Here is a 17,014-nt window from a genome sequence, read left to right as displayed (position 1 = left end):
GTTTAGGAGAAGTCGGACTGATCTAGGTCCTCGCGGCTCGCGTGGCCGTTTTCGACCCGTTCGGCGAAGGCGTCCCACGCGTCGCCCTCGGGCCACACGAGGTTGTCGTCGCCGTCGTAGGTGTACCCGGCCTGCTGGAGCATCTCCTGGGCCATCTCGGGGTTGTACTCGTAGGGTTCGGTTTCGGCGTGGTACGGCGTCAGAAGCGGCGTGAGCAGGTTCTGTCCCTCGATCGCCTCGCCGCGGCCCCCGAGGGTGTTCTCCACGAACCCCTCCTTGTCGAAGGCGTGGCTCAGGGCGACGCGGAACGTCTTGTCACGGAATAGCGGAACCAGGTGGCTGAGGTGAACGTCCGTGGGGACGTAGTTCCGTGAGGTCTGCTTTTCGACGCCGCTTGCGTTTGCCGCGCGGTCGGCCTGGGCGTTCGAGACGGTCGTCCCGATGGCGTCGATGTCGCCGGACTGCATGGCGCCGATGAGCGTGGAGACGTTCCCCACGTTCGCGTGCACCATCTCGTCGATACCGTCGCCGGGGACGAAATACTCCTCGCCGACGAGTTCGCGACGGATGTCGTCGTCCCACATCCAGTTGTTCTCGTGTTTCGTCAGGCGGAGCTCCGACCCCTGTTCCCAGTTCTCGAACGCGAACGGTCCGGTTCCGACCGGATTGTCGGGGTTGTACTCGCCGGGGCTGTCGACGTCGGACCACCGGTGTTCCGGGATGATTGCACTCCGGACCACGCGCTGTGTGAGGAACGCGGCGTCGGGTTCGGTGAGGGTGAACCGGACGCGGCCGCCGCCGCTCTCCGACAACACCTCGACGCTATCGATCGGCCGGACGAACGCGGCCTGCTGCGGCGCGTTGTTCTCCTGGTAGTACTCGACGCTGAACTTGACGTCCTGCGGACCGAACGACTCGCCGTCGTGCCACTCGACACCCTCGCGCAGGTCCATCTCGATGGTCGTGTCGTCGACGACGTCCGCGTTAGTCGCCAGCGCGGGCACGATCTCCAACTGTGGCGACGCGTCGAACAGCCCGTCATACACGTTGAGGAGGCGCTTCTCCTCCAGGCCGCCGCTTGAGAACGGCAGGTTGGTGCCCTGCATACCGGCGGTGACACCCTTCACCCAAGTGGTGGAGTCACCCTGCGGCTGGAGGTTGACCTGCGTCCAGATGAACGAGTCACGGGTCGTCCCGTTGCCGGGCGTGGGAACGTACCCCTCCCAGTTGTCGATGTCTGCCACCGTGATGACCTCGGGGAAGTTGGCCGCGATGAGGTAGGCGTCCTCGTTGAGCAGCTGTGCGACCTCCGCACAGATCTCCGCGCGGGCCTCCGGGTCACCGATCGTCTGTGACTGCTCGTCGAGGAGTTCGGTGACCTCGTCGTTCTTGTAGTTGTAGTAGTTCCCACCGGTCTCCGGGTGCGCGCGCATCAGGAACGGGTTGGGGTCGAGTCCGCGTTGGGGGTCCGGGCCGTGGAGGTTCATCGTGACCGGCATCGGGTGGCCGATGTCGGCCCGCCAGAACTCCCCGTACCGGGTGCTGGGCTGAACGTTGACGAGGTTGACCGGAACACCGAGGTCGTTCAGCGACTGCTGAACCAAGAGCGCGAACTCCCGCATCCACGGAGTCTCCGCCTGCGCGAAGTGGGTGTCCACCTCGGGGACGGATTCGCCCTCGACCGCCGTATACTCGAACTGGATCGCCTCGCTGTTAACCTCGGACCCTTTCGTCTCGACCGGCCACTCCTCCCAGAAGCGGGTCTCGATAGACTCGGCGTCCCCGCCGGAGTCGCCACCACTGTCCCCGCCGGAGTCGCCACCCGAGTCGGCGTCGGTGCTGCCACCATCGCTGCCACCGCTACCACCACACCCCGCCATCCCCGCGAGGCCCGTTGCCCCCGCGATCTGGATGAACCGGCGCCGCGATGAGGTCCCTGTCTCGATTTCGAAGCGCTTGTCTTGCGACATTCCACCCAATCAATATTCAGGGATTGGTTTGAACGTGTCGCCGATTCCCCTCAATACACATCATCCTTTATTAGGGACTCCGGAATCGACACGCCCTGCGTCGACGGGACCGGCCCGAACTAGCTGTTTTCGGTTGCAAAATCCGATCAGTACGGCTGTTATCCGTTTCGCGGCGAGCGGGCCGACCCGGAAGCGTGCGGCCGGTCACTCTTCGGTGTCGTCGGTCGCGGCCCCCCCGTCGCTCCCCGAAAACACGAGGTCGAACAGCTGGTGTTCCGCGAGCCGCAGGCGTTCGCTGAGTGTGGACTGGGCGATGTCGAGTTCCGCGGCGATGTCGTCCGCCGAGGCCGCCCGTGGTACCTCGAAGTAGCCCATCCGGTGGGCGGTCCGGAGCACGGTGAGTTGGTCGGGTGAAAGTTCGTTCCGAAGCACCCGGCCGAGCTGTCCGCTCCCGAGCGCTTCACCCGTGGTTTCCACCTGATTCACGCTCAGGAGCTCGAACCGACCGAACCGGTTTTGAATCCTGTCGGCGAGCGCCCGGAACGCGTCCCACTGCTTGACGGTGACGACGCTGTCGAAACGCCCGGTCTGTAGCCCCAGTCGGTTCGGGATCGCGTTTCCTCGGAGGATCTCCCCGAGCAGAAACGGGTACGGCTCGTGCGCGACGACCGTCATCCGGTGGGTCGGCCGATCAGCGGGTCCGACCGTCACCCGCTCGTGGTGGAACAGTTCGACCCGCGACAGGTCGTCGGTGACCGCTGCCGGGTCGAACGACGGTCCCGACGTGACGAGCAGCGATTCGATCCAGCTCCCCTCGTCGGCGTAGAAGGCGTTCTCGAACTCGATCTGCCGAACGTCCGGCGCCCGGTCCGTGAGCTGGCTCACGACGCCGGATGGGGCGGTCTGGAACTCGATGCGAAGAATACGGGATCACCTTGTACCGGTGTCCCGCACGTACCCGTGAGACGCATATAACCTTTGTTCACCGCGACTGCGGCGTCCGGCGGCCGGTCACACCGGGTCGCCGAACGCGTAGACGGTCTGGTGGCTCGTGACCTCGACTGCGAGCGTGTCGCCGGGTTCGATTCCCCGGCTGTGGGCGTCGCGCACGATGATCTGGCGGTAGGCGCTGTCGCGGCACTTCATCGAGTCGCCGGTGCCCTCCCGGACCGCGATCACCTCCGCGGTGTCGCCGATCATCGACTCGTAGGCCTCGGCGGTGACTTCCCGCTGCAGCGCCGACATCTCCTTCGAGCGGTCCTTTTTGACCTGCCCACCCAGCCCCTTCATGTCGGCGGCGTCGGTCCCGGGACGCTTCGAGAACCGGGTGACGTTCGCTTTTTCGGGCCTCACCTCGCGGAACAACGCCATGCTCTGTGCGTGGTCGTCGGGCGTCTCGGTCGGAAACCCCACGATGAAGTCGGTCGACAGCGTCCAGTGGTCCAGCCGATCGTCGAACGTCTCCACGATCTCGACGAACTTGTCGACGCGGTGTTGGCGGCGCATGTCCTCGAGGACCGTGTCCGATCCCGACTGAACCGGCAGGTGGATGAAGTTGTAGAGCTCGTCGTGGCGGGCGAACACGTCGGCGAGTTCGTCGCGGATCCCGTGGACGCCGCCGGGGTTGGCCATCCCCAACCGGACCCGGAAGTCGCCGCCGATCTCGGCGCAGATCCGATCCAGCAGCTCCGGCAGCTTTCGTTCGCCCTCGTCCCACCCGTAGACGCCGGTGTCCTGCCCGGTGATCCGGAGTTCCTTCGCGCCGGCGTGGACCAACGCCCGGGCCTTCTCGAGGTTCTCTTCGACCGGCGGGGAGTCGACGCGACCGGTCGCGAACTTGGTGATGCAGTACGAGCAGTTCGAGAGACACCCCCGGGCGATCGGCAGGATACCGACCACGCCGTCGAGAACGGGTTCGGTGCCGGGGCCGGGTGTCGGGCACTCGCCGTTGGTGACCGCGGCGGGCACATCGTCCCAGTGGAGGATCTGTGCGTCGACGCCCTCCTCGCGGAACTCCTCGGCCTGTGCGAGCGCCATACACCCGGTGACGATCAGGTCCGCGGTCTCGGACTCGAGTTCTTTGGCCCGGCGGAGCATGTTCCGCTCTGTCTTCTCGACGACCGTGCAGGAGTTCATGATCGCGACGTCGGCGGCTCCGGGGCCGTCCACGGGGTAGTGACCGGCGTCGCGGAGCGCGGTCTCGATCTGCTGGCTCTCGCCGCGGTTCGAGGCACACCCGTACGTCTCGATGTGATACCGGGCCATTCCGTCGGTGTATGCTACCGGATCCGCGGGCAAAAGCGCCGCGGTTCGGGGGCCGAGATGGAGTTAGTTGTTGAACATCTCGCGCATCATCGGATGCATCTCCATCAACTGCTCTTCGGCGATCTCCTCGTACAGTTTGTACGTGATCGAGACCGTCAGCAGCAGCCCGGTTCCCGAGACACCGCCGATGGTGCCGAGCATGTTCGCAAGCACCGCGAGCAGGCCAACCAAGGCGCCGCCGATGACAGTCACCTGCGGGATGTACCGCTCCATCACCTTCTCTATGACCTGCGGGTTGCGGCGGAATCCGGGGATCTGCATCCCGGAGCTTTGGATCTGCCGGGCGGTCGCTTCGGGGCCCATCCCCGTGGTCTCAACCCAGAAGATCGCGAAGACCGCACCGCCGATGATCATGAACGTCAGGTCGATAGCGACCCGAAACGCGATCGCCGCCGGGTCCTGGGAGGTGAACCCCAGGAACCACATCCAGTCCTGTCTCGACTGGATGGGCGCGAGATACCAGAACAGTCCGCCAGTGATCTGTCCCTGGCTGTACTGGCCGACCCACCCGGGCATCGCCGCCCACCAGTTGTTCAGGATCTGCCCCAGGAACTGGAGGTTGGCCTGGAGCGCGCGGACGAGGATCATGGGCAGGACGGACGCGTAGATCAGCTTCACCGGGAACCGTCCACGGGCGCCCTTGACGTTCGCGTGCGACAGCGGGATCTCGACCCGGACGCTCTCGGCGTAGACAACGATACTGAAGATCAGGACCGTCGTGATCAACGCCAGGATCTGGCCCTGGCCGAGGAACAGATCCGAGAGCCCACCCGGCGTCAGCGGCGACCCGATGTCGACGGCGCCGGTGAGGATCCCGATCCACGTCGGAAAGAAGCCGCTCTGGCCGCCAAGCGACTCCCAGCTGAACAACCCGGCGACGAGCTGCTGGCTGACGCCGGCGATGATGAACAGCCCGACGCCGGACCCGACGCCCCACTTGCTCACGATCTCGTCCATGAAGAGGATGAGGATACCGCCGACGGCGATCTGGGCGAAAAGCAGCGCGCGCACGCCGCCAGTCCCGATACCCAGCGACTGCCCGAGCGCCTGGCTGGGCGGCAGGAAGTTCCCGCCGAACACCATCGGCAACCCGGTCAGACAGATCATCACGACCACCAGCAGCTTCTGAAGCCCCTGGTAGAGCACTTGATCACGCGGGTCGTCGGTGTCGAGTCCCAGCAGGTCGGCGCCGCCGAGCAGCTGGAGCACGATGCTCGCGGTGACGATCGGGCCGATCCCCAACTGGAGGATCGACCCCTGAGAACCGGCGAGAATGCTCCGGAACTGCCCGTAGAAGTCACCGCCCGTACCGCCGGTCTGCAGTCCGAACAGCACCACGTTCGTCAGGAAGAAATACAGCACCAGGATGCCCGCGGTCCACCCGATCTTCCGCTTGAAGGGGACGTGTCCCTCCGGACGAGCGACCGAGGGCATCCGCGTTAGCACCGGTTCGGCGGCCTCCTTCCATCCCATAGGTTACTCCTCTGTATCGTCGTCTTCGTCGTCGGGTTCGGCCTCGGCGAGGAGCTCCTCGCCGCGGTCGGTGAGATCGACACTCCCGCCGGCGTTCTCGATCAGTTCGACCGCGCTCCCGGTGAACGCGTCCGCCACGACGTGCAGTTCCTGTCGAACCTGTCCGCCGCCGAGCACCTTCACCAGGTCGGCCTCGGCGGCGTCCTCGGCAACGTCGCGGGCGTCGATGTGGTAGGTGTCGCCGTCGGCCTCCGCGAGGCCGTCTGCCACAAGCAACGCCGCGTCCTCGTCGAGCTGTCGGACGTTGACCTCCGCGACCGTCCGAACCGAATCGTCCGGACGCTTGAACCCGTGTTTCCCGATCGGCTCGTAGTTGTGGAACTCGTGTTTGTCCCGTCCCGCACGGCCGCGGCCGCCGCGATGTCCGGCACCGCGGCGGTTCTTGTGCGTGCCGCCGCCGTGGGTCCGGGAGCCGCGCTGGCGCCGTTTCTTCGACGTCATCGCATGGCCTCCAGGAGTTCGTCGATGTCCTCGGTTGCGTGCTTCCCGAGCTGTCCGCCCTCGGTGGTCGGATGCTTCTGGCCGCGGTGGCCGCCGCGCGGCGGGTGGAGCCGCAGCGCCGGCGAGAGCCCCTGTTCCCGCAGGGTGGTCTCCTCGCTGACTAACGCTTCGGCGAGCGCGCCGAAGCCGTCGTAGTCGGTGTGTTCAGCCACCCACGCCCCGTCGACTTCGGCGTCGCCTTCCGCGGGCTCGGAACGCGTCGAGAGCACCGTCTCCACGACGTCGACGCTCGGCTCGCCGTGAGCGACGTATTCGTTCACCTTCGTGATCATCCCGCGGTAGGTGTCCGTCTCGGGCACGAACGCACAGTGGTTCACACGGTGGACGTTGAGCATCTTGAGCGTGTCGTGGACGTCCCCACTCATATTCACTTCGCCGCGGAGTTGGACGATCGCCTGCATCACTCCTCGACCTCCGCTTCGCGTTGTTTGGCCGCCGCGCGCCGCGGCGTCCGCGACTGCGACGCGTTCTGCAACGCGTTGTACGTCGCCTTCGCGAGGTTGACCGTTGTCCGGGTGTTCCCGTTCGAGCGGGTCCAAGCGTCCTGGACGCCGGCGAGTTCGAGGATGTTCCGGACGGTCGGCGCCGCCGCCAACCCCAGCCCCTGCGGGGCAGGGATGATCTCGACGGTGACCGAACCGGCTTTGCCCTCGGCCTTCCGCGTCAGGGAGTTCACGCCGCCGGCGGAGTCCTCCCACGACCCGGAGCCGCGGTCCACCGAGATGATGTTCAGCTTCGCGACGTCGATTGCCTTCTGGATCGCCGACCCGACTTGGTCGTCGCGGCCCTCGGCGTAGCCGAGGAAGCCGTCGCGGTTACCGATCGCGACCACACACCGGAACTTCACCCGGCGGCCGGAGTCGGTCATCCGCTGGACCATATTGATGTCGAGTACTTCGTCGTCCAGCCCCGGCAGGAGCTGGTCGACGAGCTCCGGCTCCTTCAGCGGGAGGCCGGTGTCTAACGCCTGTTCCATGGACGTGACGTCGCCGTCCTGTACCATTCGACCGAGCCGCGTGCGCGGCGTCCAGCCGTTGTTGTTGCGTTGGCTCATGCGTCCTCCTGCAGTCGCCCGAGCACGTCGTCGAAGTGCTCCGGGAGGTTCGTGGCGTCGAGCTCCGACGAGTACAGCGGCTCGTCGAGCTGTTCGGCGTAGTCGGCGATGTGTTCGCCGCGAGTACGCGACCAGTCGGCGAGCACCGACTCGTTGTGGGGGATATCGAGGCCAGCGTCGATCGCTCCTTCCTGGACCGCGAACACCTTGTTGCCGGGTGTCGCGGTGTTGAGTCCGATGTCGAGAACGGCCTCTGTGAGGCCGGCGTCGACGGCGCGGGCTCCGGCGAGAACGCCCGTGAGGTACGCGCTGGGAAGGTTCCCCGTGGGAGCCTCCCAGCCGTACGCTCCGAGATCCTCGCTCGAGGCGGCCGCGTGCGTTTCGTCTCCGTCCGGTCCGGGGGTGATCAGCTGCGCCCTGACGTGTTTGTTGCTCACGCGAGCAACGAGGCGGGGTTTGCCCGATTTCAGCAGGCGCAACCTCTGGTGGTAGTCCGTCCGGACCTCGCGCCGACGTCGCATCGGCACCGTGTAGCGTGGTCCTGTTGCCATTATGTTGTCTCCGTATCGATGTCGTGTTCGTTCCGTAGGTACGCTTCGAGCCGCGCCACGTCCTCGAACTCGCCACCCGACGCCTTGTTGTACGTTTCGCGGTACTGCGTCGGAGTGAGCGGGCCGTCGTCGCGAAGCTCCTTCAGGCGACGACGCTGGGCGCGAATGCGGCTGACCCACTCGTCTTTCCCACTTTTCCGGCCGCCGGCTTTCCCCTTGCGGGTGCCGGCGCCCTTGCGGTGACCGTACGCGCGCTTGTCGGCGCGCTCGCGGGCCCGACCCTTGGAGTTGCCTTTCGCGTCCGCCGCGCGGACGACTCCCTGGTCGACCAGATCGCGGATGTCCTCTCGGGTGATCGCGTCGGCGATCTCCGATTGCTCGTCGGGATCGAACCAGACGCGGTTCTTGCCCACGTCGAGGACGTCTGCGGCCATTCGTTTCTGTGCTCGTAGGTTCGTCATTCTTCGACCTCCGTCTCGACGTAGGTGGGGTTGAGGACGCGGATCTCCTCGTCTTCGGCCACCTCTTCGATCCGCTCGCGCTTCCGTGCGCCGACCTTCGAGTCGATGCGGACGGCCTGGGTGTCGCCGTCGACGCCCTCGAGATCGTCCACGTTGTGGACGTGGACCTCCTCGAAGCCCGACGGGTGCAGGCCGCGGGCGGCCGTCGGCGAGCGGAAGCCCGCCTCGACCATGTCGCCCTTGCCCTTGATGCCTCGCCGCTGCTTGGAGAGGTTGCCGCGGGGTTTCCGCCACGATTCGGGCACGCGCTTTTTCGCGTGGTACTTCTGTCGACGGAACGCGGGCTTGCCCTCGCGGTGCTTCTGTGCGAGCGCGCGCGCGGTCTCGTCGTTGAGCGTCGGCGTCTTGTCGGCGTGGCCGCGGGGACGGAGTTCCGTCTCGACTTCCTCCTCGTCGTCCTCGTCGGCGCTGTCGTCTTCGACCTCGGCGTCCGTTTCCTCGGAGACTTCGAGCCCGCCGACGTCGGCTTTGATCCGGGCCGCCAGGGCGTTCCCGACCCCGTCGACCTCGGAGAGTTCCGACTGGCTCGCGGCTTTCACGTCGTCGATCGACTCGTAGCCGGCCGCCCGCAGCGCGTCGGCCTTCGAGGCGCCGACGCCGCTGATGTCTTCGAGCGAGGAGAGCTCCTCTCCGGAGCCGTCGCTCTCGTCAGCGCTGCCGTCGGTGGCTTCGGTCCCCTCGACCTCGTCGGTCTCTGCGACCTCCTCGGTGGCTTCAACTTCTTCGGCATCTTCAGCCTCGGTCTCTGCGACCTCCTCGGTGGCTTCAATTTCTTCGGCATCTTCAGCCTCGGTCTCTGCGACCTCGTCGGCCTCGGTTGGTTCATCGTCGGCCATCGATCAGGCACCCCCCGTCTGGGGTTTCTGCGTGATGTAGACCCCGTCCTGGAAAACGCGGTTGTCCTTGTCGGTCACGCGGGTGAGCTGTTCGATGTCGGCGGCGGTCTGGCCCACGTCCTCCTTCGATGGACCGCTCAGGGTGACCACCTCGCCGTCGACCTGTACGTCCGTGTCCCCGCGGAGGGGCGTCCGTCGCTCGGAGCGCTCCCCGAGGAAGTTCTCGATGACGATCTCGTCGCCGTTGACGTCGACCTGCATCGGGAAGTGGGCGTAGTAGACTTCCATCTCGTACTCCCAGCCTTCGGTAACCCCGTGGATCATGTTCGACACGTGGCTCTCGAAGGTCCCGACGGTGGCGTTCGTCTTGGCGTCGTCCGCGTCGGCAGCGATGACGACCTCGTCGCCCTCGACGCTGACGCTCACGGAGGGGTACCACAGCGTCCGCGTGACGCTGCCGTTCGGCCCCTCGACCGTCAGATCGAGGTTTGACACCTCGGCGGAGACCTCGTCCGGAATCTCGATTGCTGTTTCCGTCATATCAGTACACGTAGGCGATTACTTGGCCGCCGACACCCGCCTCCCGGGCGTCGTAGTGGCTCATCACGCCGTGGCTCGTCGTGACGATGAGCGTCCCGTAGTCGCGGGCGGGGAGGTATCGCTTCTCCCACTGCTCGTACTCGTCTGCGCCCGCCGAGTAGCGGGGCTTGACGACGCCACACTCGTTGATTGCGCCGTTCAGTTCGACCTCGAACCGGCCGGCCTTGCCGTCGTCGACGAACTCGAAGCCGCCGATGTACCCGCGGTCGTAGAAGACCTCGAGGACCGAGCCGATGATGTTTGAGGCGGGCTGTACCTCGTGGGACAGGTGGCCGACACCCTCTGCGTTGTCGACACCTGCGAGCGCGTCCGCCAGTGGATCGTTTCCTGCCATATTATCTGTACTTCTTGAATCCCATCTCGCGGGCGACCTCACGGAAACACTGCCGGCACAGGTTGATATCGTATTTGCCGACGAGGCCCTGGTTGCGGCCACACCGTCGACACTCGTTGCTCTGCCCCGTCCGGCGGGTGGCGTGTTCGCCCGTCGCTTCTGCTTCTGATTCGCTCATGCTGTGTCCTCGTGTTCGATGTCGACACCGAACGTCTCGTCGACGAACGCCGCGGCATCCTCGGGCGTCAGCCGGTGACTCGCCGGGATCGACCGCGACGCCTTGTCGCGTTTCGCGACCCGGTAGCCGGGGCGCGTGAGGTTAACCGTCACGTCCAGGCCGTAGATCCCGATCTGCGGGTCGTACTCCTGGGTGGGGAACTCGGTGTGTTCCTCAACGCCGAAGCTGAAGTTCCCGGTGTCGTCGAACTGCCGGACCGAGAGGTCGGTGAACGCAAGCGCGGTCGCTAAGAACTCGTGGGCCGCGTCACCGCGAAGGGTGACCTTCGCGCCGACCGGATCGCCGGTTCGGGCGCCGAACTGCGTGGCGGCGCGGGTGGCGGTCGTCCGGACCGCCTCCTGGCCCGCGATCTCCTCTAAGATCTCCTCGGCGTTTGCGAGTTCGCGACCACCCTCGCCGACGCCCATGTGGACGACGACCTTCTCTACCTGTGGTTCGCGCATCTCGTGGAACGACTCGCTCATTCGTCGTCACCCCCTTCGGCGGACTCGTCGTCCGCGTCGGTGTCGGCCGAGTCGTCAGCGTCGTCCGCAGCAGCGGACGCATCGTCGTCGACGAACTGATCGTCGATAACCACGACGTACTCCTCGATCGTCTCGAAGCCGCCATTGTCCGTGTCGACGGTGACGGTGTTGTCGCCGCTGCCGGCAGTGACGGTGATCTCGTCGATCCGGCCGATGTCGCCCGAGTGCGACCCATCGACCGCGGTCACCAACGCACCCTCCTCGTACGGGAAGTGCGCGACGATCTCGCCCGTGTCGTTGTCGACGACCAGCGAGTCCTTCGTGTCGTACTCAACGTCGCCCTCAAGCCGGATGTTCTCGCCGTCGTGCAGCGTCAGTTGGGTCGCCCCGCCGGCGACGTACTGTTTGCCGACGATCTTCCCGAGTCGGCTGCCCGCGGCGTCGGCGCCAATCTCGGTCAGCGCCAACCGGCCGCCGGTCCGTGGGAAGACCCGGTAGTACTCTTTGCGCTCGGTGAACGCGAGGATGTCGAACATCCCCACCGGGCGCTGCTCGTCGGAGACCGCGGCGCCGTTGACGAGGACCGACCCCTCGTTGAGGGCGTAGCGCGCCTCCTTCGTCGAGTCGACGTAGCCGAGCACGTCCCGCAGCAGGACGACCAGGGGAACCCCGGCCTCCCCGTGCGGTCCCGCGCCGGCCTTGACAGTGAACGTGGCCGTCTTCCGCTCGACGGGCCAGGCGTTCGGTGCCGAGAGTCGCTTCTGGTGTCGGGTCATTCGGTGTCCTCCTGGAGCCGCTTCTCGCGGCGGTCGTCTTCCAGATCCAGCTCCGTCACCCGGAGGTTCGACGCGTCAAGCGGCCGGGGGACCTCTTCCCCGTCGGCCTTCTCGACTGTCACGTCCTCAACGTGGACGACGGTGTCCCGGAGGTCGACCGCGAGAACCTCGGCCTCGGTGCCGGCGTCGTCGCCGCGGAGCACCTCGACGGTGTCCCCGGTGTTGACCCGGACGTTCCGCTGGCCGTACTCCTCGCGGAGGTCCTCCGAAAGCGCGGCCCGGACCTGGTTCTGCCGCTTGTGAAGCGGCGCGTTTCGCGTCTGTGTTCGCTGTTTGCGTGGTTGTTCCGTCATGCTATACGATCATCGTCGCCGTGGATGCGATGCTCCCGAAGCGCTCTGCGACCTCACGCGCGACGGGGCCCTTGATCTCGGTCCCGCGCGGCTCCTCCATCTCGTCGATGATGACGCCGGCGTTGTCCTCGAACTTCACGCGCACCCCGTCCGGCCGGCGGATCGGCTTCCGCTGGCGGACGATAACGGCCTGCAGCACCTGGCGGCGCATCTCCGGCGTCCCTTTGGTCACCGACACGGTGACCTGGTCGCCGATGCCCGCCTTGGGGTGTCGGTTCTTTGTTCCTCCGGAGCCTTTCACGCTGATGACCTTCAACTGGCGCGCGCCAGTGTTGTCCGCGCAGGTGATGAGCGAGCCCCGTTCGAGGCCCTGCGTGACGTCGGCTTTCAGCGCCTCCATCACGCGTCACCTCCGAGGGTCTCGACCACAACGTGCGCTTTGGTCTTCGACAGCGGTCGGGTCTCTGCGATGCGCACCGTGTCGCCTTCCGCGAGGTCCACACACGGTGGTGCGTGGGCCGGAATGCGACTACGCCGCTTCATGTAGCGGTCGTACTTGGGCACGTGAACGTCGTATTCACGCTCCACAACGACGGTTTTCTCCATGTCGGTGGAGGCCACCGTACCCTCGAGCGTCTGTCCGCGCACGGAAAGCGTCCCGTGGAACGGACAGTTCGCGTCGGAGCACGGCTCCTCCGGTTCTTCTACGTTCAGTCCTATCGCCATAATGAATCTCCTGTCTTCTCCGTCCGCAAGGCGGGTCGTGAGAGCAGCCGTGCGCCATCCACCGTAACGTAGGCCACGCCCTGGCAACGACCGGACTGACCGGCTTCGAATCTACCGGCAGTTTCCGACCGACGTTTGGACGCGGTCCCCGACGCCTTCGCGGCGTCGGCGGCTTCATCTGTGCACTCGGGGGCGTCACCCTTCGAGGGGAGCTCGAACTCGAACGTCGAGTCCCGCTTGGGCACCTGTTTCACCCGAGACTCCGTCTCGGACGCGTCGGGTCCGTCGCCGGAGGCGCTGTCGCCCCCCGCGGCGACACGCAGCGTCCGCATCGTCTCGCCGACGACGCGACCCGCGACCCCGACGAGGTCGGGGTTGGGCGCGTCGGCGACGGCCACGCGGAGGCCGTTGAGTTCGTGTCGCGTGAGTGTCTCGGGTGTCAGTGCCATTGCTGTGTTACTCCTGTGTCTCGTCGCGGTCGCCTTCTTCCTGCTGGATCGTCTTGATCCGCGCGATTGTCCGCTTCAACTCGCCGACGCGGCCGGGGTTCTCCGGCGCGCCACCGGCGGCCTGGACCGCCCGCGCGTTCAGGAGCTCCGTTTCGAGTTCGTCGAGTTCGGCCTCCCGCTCGGCGGCGGTCATGTCGCGGATCTCTTCGGGGTAGAGAATCGCCATCGTCAGGCCCCCTCCGCTCCGTCAGCGTCCGCGTCGTCTCCGTCCGCTCCGTCCATCTCGTCGAGGAGTTCCTCGGCCTCGGCCTCGACGTCCTCGTCGAGGTCGTCGAGGTCGGGTTCGTCCTCGTCGGCCTCGACCGTCTCAACGGGCTCGTCGTCGGTCTCCTCGATGACTTCCTCGACAACGTCCTCGTCGATGACCTCCTCGGGACTCTCGTCGGGGACTTCGACCTCGTCACCCTCTCCGGCCTCGGGCACCGCCTCCGGTTCCTCCTCAAGCAGTGACTCGACACCCTCGCTGTCTGCGATCTGTTCGACGGGCTCGACGTCGACATCCTCGTGGATCTCGAAGTCGTCGGGCAGCTCTGCACCCGGCGGGATGATCTTGACCGTCACCCCGATCGTGCCGAGCTTCATCACTGCGACGCCCTGCCCTTCGTCGACGATCTCTTGGGCGGGCTCGCCGTTGTGTTTGATGTAGCCGCGATTGAACTTCTCGACCCGCGAGCGGGCGCCGGTGACCTTCCCGCTCAGGACGATCTCCGCCCCGAGCGCGCCGGCCTCTATGATTCGGTCGATCGTGGTGTGTCCCGCCTTCCGGAAGTACCACCCTCGTTCGAGGGCGTTGGCCAGCCGGTCCGCGACGATGCGGGCGTTGAGATCCGGCTCGTCGACCTCCTGGACGTCGATCTGGGGGTCGTCGAGATCGAACCGCTCTTCGAGTGCAGTGGTGACCTTCCGGATGTTCTTCCCGCCTTTGCCGATGACCATTCCTGGCTTCTCCGCTTTGAGAACGATCTGGGTGCCCATCGGGGTCTTCGCGACGTCCATCCCGCCGTAGCCGGCGCGACCGAGTTCGTCAGCGAAGAACTCGTCGATCTGGGAGCGCTGGAGGCCATCCTCGATGAACTGGTGTTCGTCCGCCATCAGGCTTCGACCTCCTCGTGCTGTTCGATCACGAGTTCGACGTCACAGATCGGGGTGTTCCACGGGTCGGCGCTGCCGAACGCCCGAGGCTTGCGGCCCTGGCGCTCGCCGACCTTGTGAGGAGCGACGTGTGTGATAACCATGTCCTCACCGTCGAACCCCTGCTCGTCGGCGTTGTTGGCGACGTTCTCGATGAGTTCGAGGAACGCCTTCGACGCCTTCTCGGGGTAGCGACCCGCGTCCCACCCGTCGATGTCCGACCGGTGGCCGACGCCGGTGTTGTGCTGCTTGAACGGGACCGACTGGACCTCGTCGATCACGTCGTGGAGGTACGACTCCGCCTCCGCGACCGTCCGTCCCTTGATCTGGCGCGAGATGGCCTTGCTGTGCTTCAGGCTGATGGGCCGATCGCGGAGCATCCCCTTGGCGGTGGTCTCCGGGTCGGCCTCGACGCTGTAGTTGATACCCATGGGTTATTTGAGCGGCACGAACTTCGAGGACCGGGTCGCGCCGATGCCGGCCTGGCCGTGTTCAACCGACGTGCGTGTCAACTGGAACTCGCCCAGGTAGTGGCCGATCATCTCGGGGTCGACGCGGACGCGCTCGAAGGACTGGCCGGTGTAGACCTCGAACGTGAGGTCGACGAACTCCGGTAGGACCGGTATGTCCCGGAGGTGCGTCCGGATCGGGTCGTTAGCCGTCTCCTGTTCGCCGGCCTCCGCGGCGCGGTCCCGGAGTTTCTCCTCTTGGACCGAGAGGCCTCGTTCGATGGTTCGCCGCTGGCGTGCGGGGAGCAGTTCCGCGACCTCGTCGAGCGACATGTCCTGCAGCTCGTCGAGCGTGTAGCCGCGGTAGGTGAACTCACCCTCGCGGCCGGTTCGGTATTCCGAGCTCATTAGTTGTCTCTGCCTCCTTTGCCACCGCGACCGGTGCGCTTCGAGGCGATGTCACCGACCTTCCGTCCCGGCGGGGCGTCCCGCGAGACCGACTTCGGCTGTCCGGGGTGTTGGCGGCCGCCGCCACCGAACGGGTGATCGACGGCGTTCATGGCGACCCCGCGGACGCGGGGCCACTTGGTTCCGCGCGATTTCATCTTGTGATGCTTTTTGCCGGCCTTCACGAACGGTTTTTCGGTTCGGCCGCCGCCCGCGACCACGCCGACCGTAGCGCGGCACTCGGGGTTCAGCCGCTTGGTCTGTCCCGAGGGCAGTTTCACGGCCGTCACGTGACGGTCGTGGGTGATGATCTGGGCGCTGGTGCCCGACGCCCGGGCAAACTTCCCGCCGTCGCCGGGCTGGCGCTCGATGTTACACACGGGGACGCCCTCTGGGATCTCCGCGACCGGCAGCGTGTTCCCGGGCTTGATTTCGGCGCTGACCCCAACCTGGATGGAATCGCCGACGGCGACGCCCTCCGGGGCGAGCACGAGTCGCCGGTCGCCATCGTCGAACTCGACGGCGACGACCGGCGCGCTGCGCGCGGGGTCGTGTTCGATGTCGACGACCGTCCCGGAGACGGTGTCGTCCGATTCGTCCTTCTTGTGCGAGAGGTCGGACTTGTAGCGGTGCGACGGCGCCCGGAACGTGGACGTGCCGCGGCCGCGACGTTGCCCCTGGATTCGTCGTCCCATGTTAGAACACCCCGATTCGCGAGGCGACTTCCTGTGCGTCGTCGTCCTCGTGGAGTCGGACAGTCGCTTTCTTCTCACCCTGCGGTGTCACCTGCGTGTTGACGTTCACGACGGACACCTCGTAGCGCGACTCGACTTCCTCGACAACCGACGCCTTGGTGGCGTCGATGTCGACGATGAACTGCAGTTTGTTGTCGAAGTCCATCTCGTCCATCGCCTTCTCGGTCACGAGGGGGTGCTCGATGATCGTGCTCATCGGTTCGCCACCTCCTCGATTGCGCTCTCGGTGTACAGCGTGAGCCGGCCGGCGTGCGTGCCCGGCGCGAGGTCCTCCGCGCTCACGTTGTCGGCGGTGACCACGTCGGCGCCCGGGAGGTTCCGCGCCGCCTTCGAGGGCGCCGCCGAGGTCACGAAGAGAATCGACTTCGGCCGAGTGTACTTCCGGCCCCGGGTCTTGCCGCGACCCGCCTTCACCTTCTTGTTCTCGTCGGACCGCTCGATGTCGGCGTGGACGCCGAGGCTTTCGAGCAGATCGACGACCTCGCGGGTCTTCACCAGGTCCTCGAAGTCGTCGGAGACGACCACGGGGAGTTCGACGCCGTCGTCGAACTCGTGGCCGCGATCGGCGACGATCTCCGCGTCCGTGGTGGCGGCGATCGCCGACCGGACGGCGAGCTTTCGCTCCTTGTCGTTGATGTCTTTCCCCTGGTCTTTCTCGGCTTTCGGCGGGTGGGCCCGCCGGCCGGAGACCGCGTGGGGGACGCGTCGAGCGCGTCCGTTCTCGCGGGGGTCGTGCGACATCCCGCGGCCGCTGCCGAACGACTCGGCTGGGGTCCGCAACCCCGCGTAGGGGTCGGCACCGTACGCCTGCTTTCGGTTGGCCTGCGCGGCGACCACGGCGCGCTCGATGAGGTCCGGACGGTAGGCCGTCTCGAAGACCTCCGGAAGATCGAGCGTGCCGGCGTCGTCGCCGCTCAGGTCGCGAATTGTTGCTTTCATAA

The 17,014-nt window shown here is 66.2% G+C and carries 26 protein-coding genes; all 26 read right to left on the bottom strand.

Annotated features, from left to right (window positions below; genetic code table 11):
* Positions 1 to 2 precede the first annotated feature (2 nt).
* Positions 3 to 1,970, bottom strand: coding sequence for an ABC transporter substrate-binding protein (locus IEX72_RS12140; RefSeq protein WP_188787711.1), 1,968 nt, complete (start codon positions 1,968 to 1,970; stop codon positions 3 to 5).
* Between the two features lie 204 nt (positions 1,971 to 2,174).
* Positions 2,175 to 2,855, bottom strand: a complete 681-nt coding sequence (locus tag IEX72_RS12135) for a helix-turn-helix domain-containing protein (protein ID WP_188787709.1) — start codon at positions 2,853 to 2,855, stop codon at positions 2,175 to 2,177.
* A 126-nt stretch (positions 2,856 to 2,981) separates the two neighbouring features.
* Entirely contained in the window at positions 2,982 to 4,235 is a 1,254-nt protein-coding gene (locus IEX72_RS12130; protein WP_188787707.1) for a tRNA (N(6)-L-threonylcarbamoyladenosine(37)-C(2))-methylthiotransferase, read from the bottom strand.
* Positions 4,236 to 4,298: 63 nt separating this feature from the next.
* Positions 4,299 to 5,768: a preprotein translocase subunit SecY gene (gene secY / locus IEX72_RS12125; protein WP_188787705.1), complete on the bottom strand. Its 1,470-nt coding sequence runs from the start codon at positions 5,766 to 5,768 to the stop codon at positions 4,299 to 4,301.
* Positions 5,769 to 5,771: 3 nt separating this feature from the next.
* A complete protein-coding gene (locus IEX72_RS12120) occupies positions 5,772 to 6,269 on the bottom strand; it encodes an uL15m family ribosomal protein (RefSeq protein WP_188787703.1) in 498 nt (165 codons plus the stop codon).
* A complete protein-coding gene (locus IEX72_RS12115) occupies positions 6,266 to 6,730 on the bottom strand; it encodes a 50S ribosomal protein L30 (protein WP_188787701.1) in 465 nt (154 codons plus the stop codon). The genes IEX72_RS12120 and IEX72_RS12115 overlap by 4 nt, the downstream gene beginning before the upstream one ends.
* Positions 6,730 to 7,383, bottom strand: coding sequence for a 30S ribosomal protein S5 (locus tag IEX72_RS12110; protein WP_188787699.1), 654 nt, complete (start codon positions 7,381 to 7,383; stop codon positions 6,730 to 6,732). The genes IEX72_RS12115 and IEX72_RS12110 overlap by 1 nt, the downstream gene beginning before the upstream one ends.
* The gene (locus IEX72_RS12105; protein ID WP_188787697.1) at positions 7,380 to 7,934 is read right to left on the bottom strand and encodes a 50S ribosomal protein L18; all 555 of its coding nucleotides are present in this window, start codon (positions 7,932 to 7,934) and stop codon (positions 7,380 to 7,382) included. Before IEX72_RS12105 ends, IEX72_RS12110 begins: the two co-directional genes overlap by 4 nt.
* Complete coding sequence (locus IEX72_RS12100) at positions 7,934 to 8,395, bottom strand: 50S ribosomal protein L19e (RefSeq protein ID WP_188787695.1); 462 nt, start codon at positions 8,393 to 8,395, stop codon at positions 7,934 to 7,936. Before IEX72_RS12100 ends, IEX72_RS12105 begins: the two co-directional genes overlap by 1 nt.
* Entirely contained in the window at positions 8,392 to 9,291 is a 900-nt protein-coding gene (locus IEX72_RS12095; RefSeq protein WP_394354610.1) for a 50S ribosomal protein L32e, read from the bottom strand. Before IEX72_RS12095 ends, IEX72_RS12100 begins: the two co-directional genes overlap by 4 nt.
* Positions 9,292 to 9,294: 3 nt before the next feature.
* Positions 9,295 to 9,831, bottom strand: coding sequence for a 50S ribosomal protein L6 (locus tag IEX72_RS12090; RefSeq protein ID WP_188787693.1), 537 nt, complete (start codon positions 9,829 to 9,831; stop codon positions 9,295 to 9,297).
* A 1-nt stretch (position 9,832) separates the two neighbouring features.
* A complete protein-coding gene (locus IEX72_RS12085) occupies positions 9,833 to 10,225 on the bottom strand; it encodes a 30S ribosomal protein S8 (protein WP_188787690.1) in 393 nt (130 codons plus the stop codon).
* Between the two features lies 1 nt (position 10,226).
* Positions 10,227 to 10,403 (bottom strand): 30S ribosomal protein S14, encoded by a 177-nt coding sequence (locus tag IEX72_RS12080; protein ID WP_188787688.1) that lies wholly within the window; start codon positions 10,401 to 10,403, stop codon positions 10,227 to 10,229.
* A complete protein-coding gene (locus tag IEX72_RS12075) occupies positions 10,400 to 10,927 on the bottom strand; it encodes a 50S ribosomal protein L5 (protein WP_188787686.1) in 528 nt (175 codons plus the stop codon). The genes IEX72_RS12080 and IEX72_RS12075 overlap by 4 nt, the downstream gene beginning before the upstream one ends.
* The gene (locus tag IEX72_RS12070; protein WP_188787684.1) at positions 10,924 to 11,703 is read right to left on the bottom strand and encodes a 30S ribosomal protein S4e; all 780 of its coding nucleotides are present in this window, start codon (positions 11,701 to 11,703) and stop codon (positions 10,924 to 10,926) included. Before IEX72_RS12070 ends, IEX72_RS12075 begins: the two co-directional genes overlap by 4 nt.
* Positions 11,700 to 12,056 (bottom strand): 50S ribosomal protein L24, encoded by a 357-nt coding sequence (gene rplX / locus IEX72_RS12065; protein WP_188787682.1) that lies wholly within the window; start codon positions 12,054 to 12,056, stop codon positions 11,700 to 11,702. The genes IEX72_RS12070 and rplX overlap by 4 nt, the downstream gene beginning before the upstream one ends.
* Position 12,057: 1 nt before the next feature.
* Entirely contained in the window at positions 12,058 to 12,456 is a 399-nt protein-coding gene (locus IEX72_RS12060) for a 50S ribosomal protein L14 (RefSeq protein ID WP_188787680.1), read from the bottom strand.
* Positions 12,456 to 12,782 carry a 30S ribosomal protein S17 gene (locus tag IEX72_RS12055; RefSeq protein ID WP_185191213.1) on the bottom strand — a complete coding sequence of 109 codons (327 nt, stop codon included), beginning with the start codon at positions 12,780 to 12,782 and terminating at the stop codon, positions 12,456 to 12,458. Before IEX72_RS12055 ends, IEX72_RS12060 begins: the two co-directional genes overlap by 1 nt.
* Positions 12,773 to 13,231, bottom strand: a complete 459-nt coding sequence (locus tag IEX72_RS12050) for a ribonuclease P protein component 1 (protein WP_188787679.1) — start codon at positions 13,229 to 13,231, stop codon at positions 12,773 to 12,775. Before IEX72_RS12050 ends, IEX72_RS12055 begins: the two co-directional genes overlap by 10 nt.
* A gap of 7 nt (positions 13,232 to 13,238) precedes the next feature.
* Entirely contained in the window at positions 13,239 to 13,457 is a 219-nt protein-coding gene (gene rpmC, locus IEX72_RS12045; protein WP_188787677.1) for a 50S ribosomal protein L29, read from the bottom strand.
* A gap of 2 nt (positions 13,458 to 13,459) precedes the next feature.
* The gene (locus IEX72_RS12040; RefSeq protein WP_188787675.1) at positions 13,460 to 14,383 is read right to left on the bottom strand and encodes a 30S ribosomal protein S3; all 924 of its coding nucleotides are present in this window, start codon (positions 14,381 to 14,383) and stop codon (positions 13,460 to 13,462) included.
* A complete protein-coding gene (locus tag IEX72_RS12035; protein ID WP_188787673.1) occupies positions 14,383 to 14,853 on the bottom strand; it encodes a 50S ribosomal protein L22 in 471 nt (156 codons plus the stop codon). The genes IEX72_RS12040 and IEX72_RS12035 overlap by 1 nt, the downstream gene beginning before the upstream one ends.
* 3 nt (positions 14,854 to 14,856) lie before the next feature.
* Positions 14,857 to 15,279, bottom strand: a complete 423-nt coding sequence (locus tag IEX72_RS12030) for a 30S ribosomal protein S19 (RefSeq protein WP_188787672.1) — start codon at positions 15,277 to 15,279, stop codon at positions 14,857 to 14,859.
* Entirely contained in the window at positions 15,279 to 16,013 is a 735-nt protein-coding gene (locus tag IEX72_RS12025; RefSeq protein WP_188787671.1) for a 50S ribosomal protein L2, read from the bottom strand. Before IEX72_RS12025 ends, IEX72_RS12030 begins: the two co-directional genes overlap by 1 nt.
* Before the next feature lies 1 nt (position 16,014).
* Positions 16,015 to 16,269, bottom strand: coding sequence for a 50S ribosomal protein L23 (locus tag IEX72_RS12020; protein WP_188787670.1), 255 nt, complete (start codon positions 16,267 to 16,269; stop codon positions 16,015 to 16,017).
* Positions 16,266 to 17,012 (bottom strand): 50S ribosomal protein L4, encoded by a 747-nt coding sequence (rpl4p, locus tag IEX72_RS12015; protein WP_188787669.1) that lies wholly within the window; start codon positions 17,010 to 17,012, stop codon positions 16,266 to 16,268. The genes IEX72_RS12020 and rpl4p overlap by 4 nt, the downstream gene beginning before the upstream one ends.
* Positions 17,013 to 17,014 lie beyond the last annotated feature (2 nt).

The organism is Halobellus salinus (assembly GCF_014646875.1).
Lineage (GTDB): Archaea > Halobacteriota > Halobacteria > Halobacteriales > Haloferacaceae > Haloquadratum > Haloquadratum salinum.
This window is presented reverse-complemented; position numbering and strand designations above follow the sequence as displayed.